Source organism: Actinoallomurus sp. NBC_01490 (genome assembly GCF_036227085.1).
Classification (GTDB): Bacteria; Actinomycetota; Actinomycetes; order Streptosporangiales; family Streptosporangiaceae; genus Actinoallomurus; species Actinoallomurus oryzae.
Window position 1 is genome coordinate 7,546,803 of sequence record NZ_CP109433.1, and the last position, 14,856, is coordinate 7,561,658.

Annotated in this window: 15 protein-coding genes; 8 read left to right on the top strand and 7 right to left on the bottom strand. The window is 72.1% G+C overall.

Annotated features, from left to right (window positions below; genetic code table 11):
• Window positions 1–8: 8 nt before the first annotated feature.
• Together OG417_RS34865 and OG417_RS34870 are read right to left on the bottom strand one after the other, a co-directional pair.
• Window positions 9–833 (bottom strand): patatin-like phospholipase family protein, encoded by an 825-nt coding sequence (locus OG417_RS34865; RefSeq protein ID WP_329237895.1) that lies wholly within the window; start codon window positions 831–833, stop codon window positions 9–11.
• A gap of 86 nt (window positions 834–919) precedes the next feature.
• The gene (locus OG417_RS34870; protein ID WP_329237898.1) at window positions 920–1,837 is read right to left on the bottom strand and encodes an SDR family oxidoreductase; all 918 of its coding nucleotides are present in this window, start codon (window positions 1,835–1,837) and stop codon (window positions 920–922) included.
• A 52-nt stretch (window positions 1,838–1,889) separates the two neighbouring features.
• Here OG417_RS34870 and OG417_RS34875 point away from each other — a divergent pair, with 52 nt between their 5' ends.
• The gene (locus tag OG417_RS34875; protein ID WP_329237901.1) at window positions 1,890–2,492 is read left to right on the top strand and encodes a TetR/AcrR family transcriptional regulator; all 603 of its coding nucleotides are present in this window, start codon (window positions 1,890–1,892) and stop codon (window positions 2,490–2,492) included.
• Window positions 2,493–2,608: 116 nt separating this feature from the next.
• Here OG417_RS34875 and OG417_RS34880 read toward each other — a convergent pair whose 3' ends face one another.
• The gene (locus tag OG417_RS34880; protein WP_329237903.1) at window positions 2,609–3,004 is read right to left on the bottom strand and encodes a hypothetical protein; all 396 of its coding nucleotides are present in this window, start codon (window positions 3,002–3,004) and stop codon (window positions 2,609–2,611) included.
• Window positions 3,005–3,505: 501 nt separating this feature from the next.
• Here OG417_RS34880 and OG417_RS34885 point away from each other — a divergent pair.
• Together OG417_RS34885 and OG417_RS34890 are read left to right on the top strand one after the other, a co-directional pair.
• Complete coding sequence (locus tag OG417_RS34885; protein WP_329237906.1) at window positions 3,506–4,294, top strand: SDR family NAD(P)-dependent oxidoreductase; 789 nt, start codon at window positions 3,506–3,508, stop codon at window positions 4,292–4,294.
• 144 nt (window positions 4,295–4,438) lie between these two features.
• Complete coding sequence (locus OG417_RS34890) at window positions 4,439–5,062, top strand: hypothetical protein (RefSeq protein ID WP_329237909.1); 624 nt, start codon at window positions 4,439–4,441, stop codon at window positions 5,060–5,062.
• A 19-nt stretch (window positions 5,063–5,081) separates the two neighbouring features.
• Here the strand turns inward: OG417_RS34890 and OG417_RS34895 are convergent, their stop codons facing one another.
• Window positions 5,082–6,218 (bottom strand): FUSC family protein, encoded by a 1,137-nt coding sequence (locus OG417_RS34895; protein ID WP_329237911.1) that lies wholly within the window; start codon window positions 6,216–6,218, stop codon window positions 5,082–5,084.
• 252 nt (window positions 6,219–6,470) lie between these two features.
• On the opposite strand from OG417_RS34895, the gene OG417_RS34900 reads away from it, so the two are divergent.
• Window positions 6,471–8,468, top strand: coding sequence for a protein kinase domain-containing protein (locus OG417_RS34900; protein WP_329237913.1), 1,998 nt, complete (start codon window positions 6,471–6,473; stop codon window positions 8,466–8,468).
• 14 nt (window positions 8,469–8,482) lie between these two features.
• Here the strand turns inward: OG417_RS34900 and OG417_RS34905 are convergent, their stop codons facing one another.
• On the bottom strand, window positions 8,483–9,322 hold the full coding sequence (locus OG417_RS34905; protein ID WP_329237916.1) for an EamA family transporter: 840 nt from the start codon (window positions 9,320–9,322) through the stop codon (window positions 8,483–8,485).
• A 6-nt stretch (window positions 9,323–9,328) separates the two neighbouring features.
• Window positions 9,329–9,850, bottom strand: coding sequence for a MarR family winged helix-turn-helix transcriptional regulator (locus OG417_RS34910; protein ID WP_329237919.1), 522 nt, complete (start codon window positions 9,848–9,850; stop codon window positions 9,329–9,331).
• 147 nt (window positions 9,851–9,997) lie between these two features.
• Between OG417_RS34910 and OG417_RS34915 the strand changes: the two genes are divergently transcribed.
• Entirely contained in the window at window positions 9,998–11,392 is a 1,395-nt protein-coding gene (locus OG417_RS34915; RefSeq protein ID WP_329237921.1) for a sugar porter family MFS transporter, read from the top strand.
• 22 nt (window positions 11,393–11,414) lie between these two features.
• On the opposite strand, the gene OG417_RS34920 is transcribed toward OG417_RS34915, so the two are convergent.
• Window positions 11,415–12,335, bottom strand: a complete 921-nt coding sequence (locus tag OG417_RS34920) for an oxidoreductase (RefSeq protein ID WP_329237923.1) — start codon at window positions 12,333–12,335, stop codon at window positions 11,415–11,417.
• A 121-nt stretch (window positions 12,336–12,456) separates the two neighbouring features.
• Here OG417_RS34920 and OG417_RS34925 point away from each other — a divergent pair, with 121 nt between their 5' ends.
• The 3 genes from OG417_RS34925 to OG417_RS34935 all read left to right on the top strand — a co-directional run bounded on the left by OG417_RS34925 (window position 12,457) and on the right by OG417_RS34935 (window position 14,765).
• A complete protein-coding gene (locus OG417_RS34925) occupies window positions 12,457–12,987 on the top strand; it encodes a TetR/AcrR family transcriptional regulator (RefSeq protein ID WP_329237926.1) in 531 nt (176 codons plus the stop codon).
• A gap of 216 nt (window positions 12,988–13,203) precedes the next feature.
• Window positions 13,204–13,626 (top strand): Zn-ribbon domain-containing OB-fold protein, encoded by a 423-nt coding sequence (locus OG417_RS34930; RefSeq protein ID WP_329237929.1) that lies wholly within the window; start codon window positions 13,204–13,206, stop codon window positions 13,624–13,626.
• On the top strand, window positions 13,623–14,765 hold the full coding sequence (locus OG417_RS34935) for a thiolase C-terminal domain-containing protein (RefSeq protein ID WP_329237932.1): 1,143 nt from the start codon (window positions 13,623–13,625) through the stop codon (window positions 14,763–14,765). Before OG417_RS34930 ends, OG417_RS34935 begins: the two co-directional genes overlap by 4 nt.
• Window positions 14,766–14,856 lie beyond the last annotated feature (91 nt).

Consider the following 14,856-nt stretch of genomic DNA (forward strand, 5'->3'; position numbering starts at 1 on the left):
CCCGCCGCTCAGTCACCCGCGAGGTACGCGCTGGTCGCGCGGTACGCCCGCTCGATGTTCGCCTCGACCCGCGAGGCGTCGCGGTAGCGCAGCTGCGACAGGCCCGCGCCCGCCCCGGCCCCGCCGGTGGGGAGCACGTGGACGGTCACGTCGTCGGGGAGTTCCGCCATCTCCTCGGCGAACCGGTGCCGCCGCGCGATCTCGAAGGCGACCAGGCCGACCTGCCAGGGCCGGGTCGGCCTGGTGAGCGGGGTCTCGATGCGGCCGACCTGGAGGACGTAGATCGTCCGGGCGCCCTGGCGCAGCGCGCGGCCGATCGGAATGCTGTGCACGAGCCCGCCGTCGTAGAAGTGCTCGTCCCCGATCCGCACCGGCGGAAGGACGCCGGGCACCGCGCAGGACGCGAGCACCGCGGGAACCAGCGGCCCGTGGGTGAACCACCGGGCCTCGGCCCGCTCGATGTTGGCCGCCACGCAGTGGAACGGCACCGCCAGGTCCTCGATCAGGTCGACCGAGATGAGCGTGTCGAGCGCCGTGGCCAGGAGGCTCGTGGAGTGCAGGTGAGTGCCGGACCGGATGAGCGTCGACATGCGGGTCAGGAAGGAGCCGGAGAAGACCGAACCCGCGCCGTCCCCCAGCCACGCCGTGGTGAGCAGGCCGGCCGCATCGGCCGGGTCGGCGGCCACGAACGCCCCGTTGAACGCGCCCACCGAGGTGCCGACGACGAGGTCGGGCCGGATGTCCGCCTCGGCGAGCGCGCGCAGCATGCCCACCTCGTGGGCGCCCAGCAGACCACCGCCACCCAGCACGAACGCCGTTTTGGGACCTTCCACATCGTCTCCCGTCGAACGACCGCGGCTTGCTCCTCTTACCCAATCGGGACGATCGATCACCGGCTCGCCCGGCCCGGCTCAGGGGCTCAGGCCCGTACGGGGACGCGCGACGGCTTCCGGCGGGCCAGCTCGGAGTGGTAGTCGCGGCCGATCCGGTCGGCGTTCTCGCGCAGGTAGTCCGTCAGGCGGGTCGGGCAGGTGGCCTCGCCCTCGACCATGATGAGCTCGGCCATCAGCCCGTCGATCTCGTCGCGGGTCAGCACGACGTCCCTGGTCAGCAGCGACAGCCCGCGCAGGAGCAGCGAGACGGCCGCCGGCGGGAGGTGGACGGGCCGGAACCGCCGGCCGATCGCGCCGGCGATGGCGCCGACCAGGTCCTCGAAGGTGAACCACTCGGGCCCGACCGCGTCCACCACCGTGTCGTTCTCCTCCGCCCCGAGCCGGACGCACAGTTCGGCGAAGTCCTCGACGTACACCGGGCGCAGGCGGTACCGCCCGTCACCCGGGATGCCGAACACGCCGAACCGGCGCAGCAGCCAGGCGATGTTGTTGAGCAGGATGTCCTCGCCGCCGAAGATGACAGCGGGCCGGACGATGGCGTACGTCATGCCGCTCTTCGCGACGAGATCCTCCACCCCGGCCTTGCCGCGGTAGTAGTCGTAGAAGGAGTCGGCGTCCGGGTTGGTGATGCTGACGTGGACGACGCGCTCGACGCCCGCCCGGGCTGCGGCCTCCAGCAGCGCGGCGGTGTTGGCGACGGCCTGCCGGTGGCTGGTGCCGCCCGGCGCGTACCGCACCCAGTAGGTGTTGTAGAAGGTGGTGACACCCGCGAACGCCTCGTCGAGCGCGCCGGGCTCGTCGAAGCGGTAGGGGAACACCGCGATGTCCGCGTCGGCGGGTGCGTGCCCCGTCAGCGTACGGACCGTGTGGCCTGCGCTCTCGAGGCTCCGCCTGAGATAGGTTCCGGTGTATCCGTACGCTCCGGTCACAAGATCGGTCGGCATGACGTCACCTTTTCTCCCTGGAGGAATCGCGTCCATGGAATCATACATACGTATGAGTGAACGGCAGGAGATCACGCGCGCCCGCCTGTTGCGGGCGACGCTGGAGGTGCTCGGCCGGGGCGGCGTCGCGCGGACGACCTCGCGGGAGATCGCCGCCGCGGCCGGGGTGAACCTCCAGGCGATCACGTACCACTTCGGTTCCAAGGACGACCTCGTCGCCCAGGCGCTGGTCGACGCGGTCCGCACCTGGATCGAGCCCGCGCGCACGGCGCTGACCGGCATCGCGGGCGACCCGCTCGGCGGCCTGTTCGCCACGATCGAGGCGTTGCGGGAGGCGCTCGACGAGGCGCACGCGCACGTCCCGGCCTACCTCGAGGCGCTGGCGACCGCGGCACGCGACGAGGCGGTCCGCGCCCCGATCGTGGCGCTGCTGACCGAGCTGCGGGAGGCCCTCGCCGCGAGCATCGGTGAGCTGCGCGACGCCGGGCTCCTCGCCTCGTGGGTGGAGCCGGAGCCGATGGCCGCCCTCATCGTCGCGGCGGGAGACGGGTTCGTGCTGCACACGACCCTGGACCCGGAGGCGCACGCCCCCGGCCCGGCACTGGACCAGGTCACCCGGCTACTGCTGGCCGCGATGCGCGACCAGCCCGAGTGACCCGGGGTGCGCCCGAAGGCCCGACGGGAGCGGAGCGGGCGCCGACGTGACCGGCCCGCTCCCCCGTCGACCGGGGAAGCGGGCCCAGTGGTTCGGTCCGATCCGGCGCCCTCTCTTCAGCGGTCGCAGGCGGACCTGATCCGGTCTCCGGCACTCATCAGGCTGGTGCCGGTCGCGGGGTACTGCGGTCCGCGGTCGCCGCGGTCCATCGCCGTGAGCTGCTGGCTGAGCTGCTCGAGCGCGGAGGCGGCGTCGTTCGCCGCGCTCTCGACATCGCTGTCGCCGGAGTCCCGCCCTTCCTGCCTCATCGCGGTGGCGCTGTTGTAGTAAGTGCGAGCGAGCCCGTTCGGATCATTGTTCTGGGAAATGCCACTCTGGCTCACCTGCGAAATCGTGTCCTGCAGCTTGTCACAGGCGGATTTCTTGTCATCGTTGCCGCACGCGGCCGCGGACGTCGCCAGTGTCGCGGCGAGAGCACACGCTCCGGCGATTCGTATCGGTGTTCTTCGCATCGAACTCGACTCCTTTCGGGGGGCCGGCGACGAGCTACCGCCGCCCGTCGTGGTGCCGTGTCAAGATCTTTCGTTCACCTCCTTCGATCTGGAAACATCATGCATCACTCTACGTGTTCGTCCCATCACTTTCGGGTTAGGTCTCAGGACCGGTGAATCCGCGCCCTTCAAAAAGGGCTGACCTGCGGAAATGCGAAAGGCGCCGAAGGAAATACCGGCCGGTCCGGCCGTATCGATCACTCCGCGGCCGCGAGAAGGGCCGCGGACCCGGCCTTTCCCTCACCCGGCAGACGGAAGATCGCGATGCGGCGACGCGACAATTACGGCGATCCGTCGCCGCGGCGGAGACGAGCAGCGCGCCCCGGCGACCGGTGTACCGCTTCCCGGCCGGTGGACATCCGGCGCCGCCGGCCACGCTCCGGGGCGGGTGTCGCATGAGACCCGCTCCCGCGTTCGTAGAGTAGGCGATCGCTCACCGTTCGCTGGGTACGGAGGAACTCTATGGACATCGATCTGAGCGGACGCACCGCCCTTGTCAGCGGATCGACCAAGGGGATCGGCCGGGCCATCGCCGCTCGGCTGGGCCGCGCCGGCGCCGCCGTGGTCGTCAACGGACGGAACGCCGACCAGGTGGCCGCGACCGTACGCGACCTCGCCGGCGACGCGGGCCCCATCCGGGGCATCGCGGCGGACCTGGCGTCCGCCGAGGGCGCGGCCCGGCTGTTCGACGAACTCCCCGAGGTCGACATCCTCGTCAACAACCTCGGCATCTTCGGGCCCCGGCCCGTGCTGGAGATCGACGACGACGAGTGGCGCCGCTACTTCGAGGTCAACGTGCTGTCCGGCGTGCGGCTCACGCGCCACTACCTGCCGAAGATGACCGAGCGGGGCTGGGGGCGCGTGCAGTTCGTCGCGAGCGACTCGGCCGTCGTCATCCCCGAAGAGATGGTGCACTACGGCATGACGAAGACGGCGCTGCTGGCGGTGTCGCGCGGGTACGCGAAGGCCGCCAAGGGCACGGGGGTCACCGTCAACGCGGTCATCGCCGGGCCGACGCACACCGAGGGCGTGGAGGACTTCGTCGCCCAGCTCGTGGGCGCCGACGTGCCGTGGGACGAGGCGCAGCGGCGCTTCATGACCGAGCACCGGCCGAGCTCCCTGATCCAGCGCTTCATCGAGCCGGAGGAGATCGCCGACATGGTGGTCTACCTCAGCTCGGAGAACGCCTCGGCCACGACCGGCGGCGCGCTCCGGGTGGACGGCGGCTACGTCGACAGCATCCTGCCCTGACGGACCCGGGCCGCCGCCTCACGGCTTGGTCTGCGACCGGTACCGATCATCACCAGCGGTGGCAAAAACGCGCGTCCGGCTCTCCACGCGGGCCGGACGCGCGTGATGACGTCTCTCCGAACACCAGAACTCGGAGGACTCTTGATGATCAGATCTCTGGCCGGATACGCGGTGACGGCCGCCACGCTCGTGACCGGCGGCGGCCTCGCTCTCGTCGCCGCGCAGGCGCCCGCGTACGCCGGCGGCTTCTCCACGGTCTACTCCTGCGACGTCCCGATGCTGGGATCCACGACCGTCGTGCTCGACGGGTGGCTCTCCTCGCCGGGCCAGACGGCGGTCACCCGGCCGACCGGCGTCCGCCTGCACCTCTCGCGGCTCGCCGTCAACGCTCCGGTGCCCATCGGCTCCTGGAGCGCCTCGGCGTGGATCAACGTCGGCGGCGCGGAGAACACCGCCTTCCGCGTGGCCGGTGCCGGCGGCTACGTGCCGGTGGGCCAGCCGATCCGCGGCGACCTCACCGGCGACTGGACCCCGGCCGTCGGCGGCACCGACACGCTCAGCGTCGGCCGCCTCAAGATCACAACGAACAGCCCGGCCATCGGCACGGTGACGGCCCGCTGCGTGCCGAACGACCAGTCGGCGGCCGAGACGCTGGCGGTCCTGCCGTCGTACCACCCCGGCTGGAGCGGTCCGATCGTGCCGCCCTACGCGGGCTGGGCGCGCCCCGTCGCGCCGTACCGCCCCAGCTGGAGGGGCCCGCTGGCGTGACACCGCACCGGGACCTGGCTCACGGCTCCCGTCCGTGGGACAGGTCCTGGTCGGCCGCGAGGCCGGTGAGCATCCGGTCGATCTCGATGAGGAGCGGTCCGTGGATCAGCCATCCGTCGAGCCGGAACTCATCGGCCCGCAGCCGTTCGTGCAGATGGCCGCTGCGCTCGCGCGCGGACTCCAGAACCTCCGGCAGGTCCGGGGCCCCGGTGCCGAGGAACCGGCGCCGGTAGGCGCGCACGACCGTGGCGCCGTGGCGCAGCATCTCGGCGTAGACGGCGAGGAACCGGGGGTCGGGATCGGGCATGCCGTCCGCGCCGGCGTCGACGAGGGTCCGGCAGATGCCCTGCGTCTGCTTGGCCACGACCTCCAGGGGCAGCAGCACCGGCGACAGGTCCTCGCCCCGGCCGCCGGGCCGCGGGCGCGGGTTCATCCGCATGCTCTCCCGGCCCCGCCGGATCGCCGCCCACGCGTCCTCCGTACGGGCCCTCAGCTCGTCCGACCGGCGCAGCCAGTCGCGCGCGTCGTCCGTGTCCCACTCGCCGGCGAGGCCGTCGCCGAGCCGGTGGAGCTGACCGGCGATCTCCTCCGCCACGCCGGTCACCGACTCATGGGCGTCGCGCAGGTGCGTCGGAGGCAGGATGAGGGCGTTGACCAGCACGCCGACGGCGATGCCCAGCCCGGTCTCGACAAGACGCCAGGCCATGGCGTGCCCGGTCGGCTGCCCCGAGGTGATCACGAGCACCGCGGTGAGCGGGCCGTAGATCCCCTGGTCGCCGAAGGTCCGCCAGTTGACCAGCGGCATCGTGACGAGCAACACGACGATGAGGGCCGTCGTGCGGTCGCCCGTCACCGCGTACCCGCCGGTCGCCACGACCACGCCGAAGACCACCGCCAGGGCCTGTTGCAGGCCCTTGACCACCGAGCGGTACACCGTCGTGTGCACCATGACGAGGGCGGCCCACGGCGCGAGGGACGCCAGGGGCGCGTGCAGCAGCTCGTACGCGACGACCCACGCGAGGGCCGCCGCGACCGCGGACTTGACCGACTGGACGAGCAGGTCGCGCTCGCGGCTCGGGCCGCGCAGGGCGCGCCGCAGCGACCGGAGTCCGTATCCGGCGTGCCAGCGCAGCCACTCGACCGGGCGTACCACCATGGAGCACGACTGCCCCGGCGATCGGCCCGCTAACGCGCGATATTCGCGATTCCGGCCGTCACGGCCGATCGTTCGTGCCGCTGCGAGCGTCGAAGAGAGACGTACCGCGGAAACAGATCCGGGTTTTCCCGCATATCCGGGCGGGTGCTCCGCGGAGTACGGTCGAATTCGGCACGAAGAAATGGGCTGCGGGTGGACGGTCAACGACGTGCGGGTGCGAAGACACCATTGCGGCCCGGCGATCCCGAGCGGGTGGGTCCGTACACACTCCTGGCGCGGCTCGGCGAGGGCGGCATGGGCGCCGTCTACCTCGGGCGCGGCCCGGACGGGCGCCAGGTGGCGGTCAAGGTGGTACGCCCGGAGCTGGCGCAGGACGCGGGGTTCGCCGCGCGCTTCCAGGACGAGGTGAACAACGCCCGGCGGGTCGCCTCGTTCTGCACCGCCCAGGTGCTCGACCACGGCGAGTCCGGCGGCCGGGCGTACATGGTGACGGAGTACATCGACGGGGTCTCGCTCAAGGAATACGTCAGGCAGAACGGCGAGCTGTCGCCCGGCATGCTCCACGGCGTGGCCGTCGGGGTGGCCGCCGCGCTGGTCGCCATCCACGCGGCCGGGCTGATCCACCGCGACCTCAAGCCGGCGAACGTCATGCTGTCCTACTCCGGCCCGCGCGTCATCGACTTCGGCATCGCGCGGGCGCTCGACGCCGCCGCCGGGCTCACGATGACGGGCCGGCTCGTCGGGAGCCCGGGCTGGATGGCGCCGGAGCGCATCCTGCGGCAGCAGGTGACGACCGCCGCCGACATCTTCTCGTGGGGGTGCGTCGTCGCGTTCGCCCGCACCGGCGTCAATCCCTTCGGCACCGGCGACTTCTCGGTCATGTCCGCGCGGCTGGTGCACGGCGAGCCGATGATCGGCGACCTGCCCGCTCCCCTCGACCGGCTCGTACGGGCGGCGCTGGACAAGGACCCGCACAACCGGCCGACCGCCCGGGACCTGCTGCTGGCCCTGGTCGGCGGTGAGACCGGTGAGGCCGGCGAAGCCGCGGTGCTGGGCACCCTGACGGCCTGGCAGGACCCGGTGCCGCCGGCGGGCCCCGACCCTGTCTCCGGTCAGGGCTCCGTGCCACCCGCCGGGCCGGGCACGCCCGACGGGCCCGGTCACACCGTCGCGGCCGGGTCCGGCCTGCCCGGCGGACCGGGGCGGACCGTCGAGACCACGCCGGACCGTACGGCCCCGGCCGGGCCCGCCGCACCGGGTGCCACCGCCCCCGGCGGGTCCCCGGCCGGGGGCCGGGGCAGGGTGCTCCTGGCCGCCGTGGCGGCGGTCGTCGTCGCGGCGGCGGTGACCGGCTGGCTGGTCACCCGCGACGACGGAGGAAAGCCCTCCGGGGCCACGGCCGGGGCGGGACCGGCGCCGTTGCCGAGCGACGCCCTGCTCGTGCGCATCGACCGGCAGAGCGGCTGGCCGAGCCGTTGCCACGGCAGCATCGGCAGGCTCGTCCCGACGACGCGTGTGGCGACCAAGGTGATCAGCGACGACGACAAGTGCGACATCCTGCCGCGCTGGTCGCCGGACCGGAAGCAGATCGCCTTCACCCGGAACGTCAGCGCCACGGTCAACGAACTGTGGATCACCAACGCCGACGGGTCCGGGACGCCCCGGATGATCACGAACATCATCGACGGCCGCACCCGTACCGCCTGGTCGCCGGACGGCAGGAAGGTGGCGATCGTCGCCAAGACGCCGTCAGGACGGCAGATCGCCGTGATCACGCTCGCCCGCCCGCAGACGCCGTTGCTGCTCACCGGCGACGGCGACGACAAGGACGACCCGGCCTGGTGCGGGAGCCGCATCGCGTTCTGGAGCACGAAGAGCGGTACCCAGCAGATCTACACCATCGACGCGGCGACGGCGGGCGGCCGGTGGACTCAGGTCACCCATGACGACCACGACGTCAACGACCCGTCGTTCTCGCCGGACTGCAAGACCATGGCCTACACCGAGCAGCCGACCAAGGACGCCCGGCACGTCTGGCTCACCCCGTCCGACGGCACCGGCACGCCGCGCCGGCTGACCTCGGAGGCGACCCGCGACATGGACGCGACCTTCTCGCCGGACGGCGCGTGGATCGCGACCGCCCGCGGCGAGACGGCACACCAGAGCATCTGGGCGATCCGCGTCGACGGCACGGGGGCGGTGCCCGTCTCCTCCGGCGACCTGGGCATCGCCCACCCCGACTGGTCGTGAACCGCGACGCCGCCCTAACCGAGGGTGAGCAGGCCGATCGCGGCGGCGGCACCGAGGAGGCCGGCGGTCTGCGGGACGTTCAGCCGCTCACGCAGCGCGGTGATGCCCAGCAGGACCGGGATCGCCGGGTAGAAGGAGGACAGCACGACCGCCACGACCAGCATTTCCTCCCGCGTCGCCGCCAGGTAGAACATCAGCGCGGTGGCGGCCAGAGCGCCGGCGCCCGCCGCGAGGAGCACCTGGCGTACGCCCGCGCGCCGCGCGGCGGCGCCGGCCGTCAGGAGCAGCGGGAGGATGGTGAGCGCGGCGGCGAGGCGGCCCGTGACGACCGGCCAGGCACCCGCGCGCGGCGCGGCCTGGGCCAGCGCGACGTACTGCAGGGCGATGCCGGTGCCGGCGACCAGGCCGTCGAACGCGGAGGCGCCCGTACGCCGTCCGCCGGCCGGACCACCGCGGGAGACCAGCCACAGGGCGGGCACGGCCACGGCGATGCCGAACCAGGACAGTGCCGAGGGGTGGTCGTCCAGCAGCGCGACGCCGGCCACGGCGGGCAGCGCGACGCCGCTGACCGCGCTGACCGGCACCACCACGCTCATGGCGCCACGGCTGAGGCCGCGGAACAGCGACAGCATGCCCACCCCGGTTCCGACTCCGGACAGCGCACCCCAGCCGAGGTCGGACGGCGGCACCGCGGTCACCGGGAACGCCGGGGCGGCGGCCAGCGCGAGCACGAGGCCGCCGACCTGCCCGGCGAGGGCGACGGCGACGAAGCCCGCGCGGCGTGAGAGCAGCCCGCCGCCGAAGTCCGACAGCCCGTAACACACCGCCGACGCGAGCGCGAGGAGCGTACCCACGCCCGCTCAGTCCGGCCGGTCGCGCTCGGCCTGACCGACCGGGCAGACCGCGTTGTCCGTGCAGGCGCCGCGGTCGCAGAACCGGCAGAGCAGCTCGGTGTCGCCGATCTCCCCGTACGCGCGGTCCAGCAGCTTGGCCAGCAGGACCGCCAGCGCCTGGTGCTCCTCGTCGTCGAGGGCGCCGAGCAGGTGGGTGAGCGGGGCGTCGCGCGCGGTCAGCAGGTCACGCGCGAGCCTCCGCCCGGCGCGCGTGCACGCCACGGTGACGCTCCGGCCCTCGCCCCGCCGCCGCTCCACCAGGCCGGCTTCCTCCAGGGAGTCGACCATGCGTGCGGCGGCGGACTGGGTGAGCCCCACCCGGCGGCCCAGCTCGGTCACGCCGACGCCGCGCGACCAGTACAGCACCACGAGGGCCGATGCTCCGCTCACGCTCACGCCCGCGGCCCGCGCGGCGCCGGCCAGCGCGAGGTCGCCCACGGCCAGAGCGGTGGCGCCCAGGAGGTTGGCGGTACGCGCTCGATCATGCATGACTCATGCATATCACAGCCCGGCGGGCTCACGGCGCGTACATGAAGGCACGCAAACCGGGTAGGCGCGATGACCGGTGCGGAAACGCCGCGGCTCGCGACGTCCGCGCCGATCGACGGCCTGAGAACGTCGAGAGGAGTACATGGCATGCCGAGTTTCACGCGCGAGGCGGCGCGTAATCCGTTCATTTTGAAGATCTCGCTGCTGGCCGCCCTCGGCGGGCTGCTGTTCGGCTACGACACGGGCGTCATCTCCGGCGCGCTGCTGTACATCAAGAAGGATCTGCACGCCGGCGACCTCTCCCAGTCGTGGATCGTCGCCGGCCTGCTCGTCGGCGCGGTGTTCGGCGCGCTCGCCGGCGGGCGCCTGGCGGATCTGATCAGCCGGAGATGGACGCTGTTGGTCAGCGGTCTCGTGTACGTCGTGGCCGCCCTGGCGGCGGCGTTCTCCCAGTCGTCCGGCCAGCTCGTCGCGGCACGGATGGTGCTGGGCCTGGCCGTGGGCGCGGCGTCGGCCGTGGTGCCGCTCTACATCGCCGAGCACACGCCGCCGAAGATCCGCGGTGGCACCGTGTCGTACAACCAGCTGATGGTCACCGTCGGCATCCTCGTGGCGTACCTCGTCGACTTCGCGCTGCGCGGCATCGGCTCGAACTGGCGCTGGATGCTCGGTCTCGGCGCCCTGCCGGGCGTGTTCCTGGTCCTCGGCATGCTCTTCGTGCCCTACTCCCCGCGCTGGCTGATGCAGCGGGACCGCCGGGACGAGGCCCGCGAGGTGCTGCGCCGCACCCGTGGGGGCGAGGACTACGAGGAGGAGATCACCGAGATCGAGTCGGTGCTGTCGGAGGAGCGCCGCGCCGGGCTCGGCGCGCTGCTGCGGCCGTCGCTGCGCCCCATGATGGTCGTCGGGATCGGCCTCGCCGTCATTCAGCAGGTCGTCGGCGTCAACACGGTCGTGTACTTCTCCCCGACCATCCTCACCTACACCGGCCTGCACGCCAACGACGCGATCGCCCAGGCGCTGTCGGTCGGCATCACGAACGTCATCTTCACCGTCATCGCGGTCCTGCTGCTCGACCGGGTCGGCCGCCGCGTGCTGCTCATCGTCGGCACCGTCGGGCTGACCATCGCCCTCCTGACGCTCGCCGCGTTCTTCGCCTTCCACTGGCAGCACTCCGCGCCGTGGGTGGCGCTGGTCGCCCTGGTGGTCTTCATGGCCTCGTTCGCCGTCGGGCTCGGCCCGGGGTTCTGGCTGATGATCTCCGAGATCTTCCCGCTGGGCGTACGGGGCACGGCGATGGCGGTGTGCAGCGTGTTCAACTGGGCCGCCAACTTCGTCGTCTCCTACTACTTCCTGCAGCTGGTCGACGCCATCGGCAAGGCCTGGACGTTCAGCCTGTACGCGGTGATGGGGCTCATCGGCATCGCGTTCTTCGTCACCAAGGTCCCCGAGACCAAGAACCGCACGCTGGAGCAGATCGAACGCGACCTCGGCGCCCCCTCGTCGCCCGCGCGCACGAGCACGCGCCACCGGACGGCCTGACCAGGTCGGGGGGCGAGCGCGCTCACGAGTGCTCCACGAGGTCGTAGCGGACGCCGGTCAGTTGCGCGGACCGCAGCCACAGACGGCGCTGCAGGTCGGCGTCGTGGGACTCTGCGCTCGACTCTCGGCGGACCGGATGTCCCTTGAATTCCATGCGGCCGTCCGGGCAGTAGTACTCACCGCCACGGGCCGCCGGGTCAACGGCGGCGCGCACCACAGACAGCGCTCCGATCTCGGCGGGATGGGTGATCGGCCGCCAGATGCCCCATGAGGCGCCGCGGGCCAGGGTGTAGACGGGCATGTTCCGGTTGAGCTCGGTGCGGGCGCCGCCGGGATGCGCGGCCAGTGAGACGGCCCGCGCGCCGGCCGCTTCGAGGCGACGCTGCAGTTCGTAGGCGAAGAGCAGGTTGGCCAGCTTGGACCGGCCGTAGGCCGATCCCGCCCGGTACTTGTGCTCGGATTGGAGATCGGTGAAGTCGATCCCGCCGCGGGGCTGGCGATGCGCAGGGCTGGTCACGGTGACGACGCGGGCGCCGTCGACGTCGTGCAGCAGGTCGAGCACCAGGCCGGTGAAGGCGAAGTGGCCGAGGTGGTTGGTGCCGAACTGCAGCTCGAAACCGTCTTCAGTGCGCCCGTACGGAGGCCGCATGATCCCGGCGTTGTTGATCAACAGGTCCAGCTTCGGGTAGTCCCGGTGCAGGTCGGCGGCGGCCTGGCGGATCGAGGCGAGGGAGGCGAGGTCGAGGTGCAGGGTCTGTGCTCCGCGGCCGATGCGGGCGGCGGCGGTCGCCGCCTTCTCAAGGTCCCGGCAGGCCAGCACGACGGTCGCACCGTGCTCGGCGAGGAGCCGTGCGGTCTCGAAGCCGGTGCCGGTGTTGGCCCCGGTGACGACGGCGATCCGTCCGTGCAGGTCGGCTATGTCGGCAGCGGTCCATCGGGTCATGACATCCTCCAGATGTCCGGATAATAACCGGGACGTCCGTCCCGGTTACGGTAACGGACTATCCGGGATGCTCATCCCGTTTGTCAATGAGTTCGAGCGGGAGATTCGGAGAGGTGTGCCGGTGCGAGCTGATGCGGAACGGAACCGGGCGAAGGTCCTCGAGGCGGCCTGGCGGGCATTCGCCGCCGAGGGTCTCAAGGTGCCGGTGCACGAGATCGCACGGCGGGCCGGGGTCGGCACCGGCACGGTGAGCCGGCATTTCCCGACGAAGGAGTCGCTCTTCGAGGCGGTCCTGCTCAGTCGGGTAGAAGCGATCGTGGAGCGGGCGGAGTCGCTGCTCGAGGCCGGCGATCCGGGAGCGGCGTTCTTCGACTTCTTCGCCGGCCTGGTCGCCGAGGGGGCGGCGAGCCAGGGCCTGGCCGAGGCATTGATCGGTGCGGGATTCGATCTGGAGGCCATCTCCACCGGCGACGACTACAACGTGATGGGCCTGCTGCAACGATTGCTGGTCCGGGCCCAAGAGGCCGGGGCCGTCCGGAGAGACGCCGAAATCAGCGATCTCAAGGCACTGATCGGAAGCTGCACGTCGCGGCGGGACGAGGCCGCACGAGAGCGGATGGTCGCCATCGTCCAGGCCGGGCTGCGCCCCTGAGTTACTTCGCGGCACAGGACGAACCCCGTGACCGCGTGACGGACGAGAGCGCCGGCAACGCCGCACGAACTCGGCCGCGGGACGCCGGGGCCCATGGTCGCGGAGTGTCACCGTCGGTGCGAGTCGCGACGCTGGCCATCTTTTAGAAAAGCGTTCTAGAATCAGGATCGCATCCGCGAGGGGGTGCTCAGGCAGCTTCCACGGAGGGGGCGAGGCATGTCCGCCGACCGGCCCAAGGCGATCCCCGGACCGACACCCGAGACGCGGCCGTTCTGGGACGGCGCCGCAGCCGGTGAGCTGCGGATCCAGCGCTGCGTCGCCTGCGCCCGGCACTACTTCTACCCGCGCCCGCTCTGTCCCCACTGCGGGTCGGGCGAGGTGGAGTGGGTGACGGCCAGCGGACGGGCCAGCCTCTACTCCTACGTCATCAGCCACCGCCCGGCACCGGGCTTCGCCGGCGACGGCCCGTACGCGATCGCCGTCGTCGAGTTGGAGGAGGGCGTGCGGATGATGACCAACATCGTGCACACCGAGATCACTCCGGAGAACCTCGAGCTGGACATGCCGCTGCGCGTGGTGTTCGAGCCACGCGGCGACGTCCACGTCCCCCTCTTCGAGCCGGCGCGGGAGGTGTCGTGACCGCGGTCATCGTCGGTGCGGCCGAGACCGACGAAGTGGGCCGGCTGCCGGAGCACTCGGCGTTCCGGCTGCACCTGGAGGGCGCCCGCAACGCGCTCGCCGACGCGGGCCTGACCAAGGATGACGTCGACGGGGTCGCGACGGTCGGCACGCCCGGCCCGGTGCAGGTCGCGCACGCGCTGGGCATCACCCCGGCGTGGCTCGACGGCACCTCGGTCGGCGGCACGTCGTTCCTGTTCCACGTACGCCACGCGATGGCGGCGATCGAGGCCGGGCTGTGCCACACCGTGCTCGTCACGCACGGCGAGTCCGGGCGGTCGCGGGTCGGCGCGCCGCCGCGGGCGTTCGGCCCCGACTCGCTGCTGGGCCAGTTCGAGCTGCCGTACGGGACGATGGGGCCGGCCACGACCTTCACCGTCACCGCCCTGCGGTACATGAAGGAGACCGGGCTCACCCACGAGCAGCTCGCCTCGGTCGCGGTCGCCCAGCGCCGGTGGTCCAGCCGCAACCCGCGCGCCGCGATGCGCGACCTGGTCACCGTCGAGGACGTGCTCGCCTCACGGCTCGTCGCCTACCCCTTCCACCTGCTCGAATGCTGCCTCGTCACCGACGGCGGCGGGGCTCTGGTCGTCACCTCGCGCGAGCGCGCGGAGGCGCTCGGCACCCGCAGGCCGCCCGTGTACGTGCTGGGCGCCGGCGAGTCGGCCGAGTCGCCGATCATCTCCCAGATGGAGGACTTCACCACGTCGCGGTCGTTCCGCCTGTCGAGCCAGGCGGCGTTCGCCGAGGCGAAGATCACCCACGGCGACGTCGACCACCTGATGATCTACGACGCGTTCGCGCACGTGCCGATCTACGGGCTGGAGGACATGGGCTTCGTCGGCCGGGGCGAGGCCGGCGCCTTCATCGCGGAGGGCCACACGTCCCCGGGCGGCCGGCTGCCGATGAACACCAACGGCGGCGGCCTGTCCTACACCCACACCGGGATGTACGGCATGTTCGCGATGCAGGAGTCGATCCGGCAGCTCCGCCGCGAGGCCGCCGCGCAGGTGCCCGGCGTCGAGATCGGCGTCGTCCTCGGCAACGGCGGAATGTTCATGTCCGCCGCCACACTGGTGCTGGCGAACCGCCTGCCCTGACACTGGTCCCCGGCATCCGCCCGTGCCTCCTCGGGCGGTGACCGGTCCCCCGGCGCCGCGCCCCGCGGTGCCCCGACTGAGCGGAGTGGCC

Excerpts from the sequence above, each read along its gene's own strand:
- OG417_RS34880 (WP_329237903.1), bottom strand. The coding sequence starts at position 3,004 with ATGCGAAGAACACCGATACGAATCGCCGGAGCGTGTGCTCTCGCCGCG.
- OG417_RS34920 (WP_329237923.1), bottom strand. The coding sequence starts at position 12,335 with ATGACCCGATGGACCGCTGCCGACATAGCCGACCTGCACGGACGGATC.
- OG417_RS34910 (WP_329237919.1), bottom strand. The coding sequence starts at position 9,850 with ATGCATGATCGAGCGCGTACCGCCAACCTCCTGGGCGCCACCGCTCTG.
- OG417_RS34885 (WP_329237906.1), top strand. The coding sequence starts at position 3,506 with ATGGACATCGATCTGAGCGGACGCACCGCCCTTGTCAGCGGATCGACC.
- OG417_RS34875 (WP_329237901.1), top strand. The coding sequence starts at position 1,890 with ATGAGTGAACGGCAGGAGATCACGCGCGCCCGCCTGTTGCGGGCGACG.
- OG417_RS34915 (WP_329237921.1), top strand. The coding sequence starts at position 9,998 with ATGCCGAGTTTCACGCGCGAGGCGGCGCGTAATCCGTTCATTTTGAAG.
- OG417_RS34930 (WP_329237929.1), top strand. The coding sequence starts at position 13,204 with ATGTCCGCCGACCGGCCCAAGGCGATCCCCGGACCGACACCCGAGACG.
- OG417_RS34895 (WP_329237911.1), bottom strand. The coding sequence starts at position 6,218 with ATGGTGGTACGCCCGGTCGAGTGGCTGCGCTGGCACGCCGGATACGGA.
- OG417_RS34870 (WP_329237898.1), bottom strand. The coding sequence starts at position 1,837 with ATGCCGACCGATCTTGTGACCGGAGCGTACGGATACACCGGAACCTAT.
- OG417_RS34890 (WP_329237909.1), top strand. The coding sequence starts at position 4,439 with ATGATCAGATCTCTGGCCGGATACGCGGTGACGGCCGCCACGCTCGTG.